The sequence below is a fragment of the Pseudomonas sp. GW821-FHT03E01 genome (genome assembly GCF_059420765.1).
Genome location: NZ_JBWKUI010000036.1, coordinates 1 through 1,046, shown reverse-complemented (window position 1 = coordinate 1,046; position 1,046 = coordinate 1). Strand labels below are relative to the sequence as shown.

Sequence of the window (1,046 nt, the reverse complement as noted above, 5' to 3'; positions counted from 1 at the left end):
GGCGGCGTCGACACCCAGCAGGTGACCGTCACTGTCACCGGCAGCAATGACGCGCCCGTACTCAGCTTCGCATCGGGCAACGATGTCGGCGCCGTGCAGGAAGACAGCACCCTCAGCGTCAGCGGCCAGTTCAGTTCAAGCGACATCGACCATGCGGCCACTGCCACCTGGTCCATCAATGGCTCGGCCACTGGGACCTACGGCTCGATCGCCGTCGACAGCAGCGGTCAGTGGACCTACACCCTGGCCAACGGCACCGATGGCGTTGCCAGTGCCGTGCAATCACTGAAGGCCGGCGAGAGTCATAACGAAGTGTTCAGCGTCCAGGTCAGCGATGGCCTGGGCGGCGTCGACACCCAACAGGTGACTGTCACCGTCACCGGCAGCAATGACGCCCCCGTACTCAGCTTCGCCAGCGGCAACGATGCCGGTGCGGTGCAGGAAGACACCACCCTCAGCGTCAGTGGCCAGTTCAGCTCGAGCGACATCGACCACGCGGCCACCGCCACCTGGTCGATCAATGGCTCGGCAACCGGAACCTACGGCTCGATCGCCGTCGACGGCAGCGGTCAGTGGACTTACACCCTGGCCAACGGCACCGATGGCGTCGCCAGTGCCGTGCAATCACTGAAGGCCGGCGAGACTCACAACGAAGTGTTCAGCGTGCAGGTCAGCGATGGCCTCGGTGGCGTCGACACCCAGCAGGTGACCGTGACTGTCACCGGCAGCAACGACGCCCCCGTACTCAGCTTCGCGTCGGGCAACGATGCCGGTGCGGTGCAGGAAGACAGCACCCTCAGCGTCAGTGGCCAGTTCAGTTCGACCGACATTGATCATGCGGCCACCGCCACCTGGAGCATCGCCGGGTCCAATACCGGTACTTACGGCTCGATCGCCGTCGACAGCACGGGCCAATGGACCTACACGTTGGCCAACGGCACCGATGGCGTCGCCAGTGCCGTGCAGTCACTGAAGGCCGGCGAGACTCATAACGAAGTGTTCAGCGTGCAGGTCAGCGACGGCCTCGGCGGTGTCGACACCCAGCA

At 64.6% G+C, this 1,046-nt stretch carries 1 protein-coding gene; it reads left to right on the top strand.

From position 1 onward, the window contains the following. Positions 1 to 1,046 (top strand): VCBS domain-containing protein (locus AC07VO_RS29870; protein ID WP_495007738.1); only part of this gene is annotated, 1,046 nt, incomplete at both ends.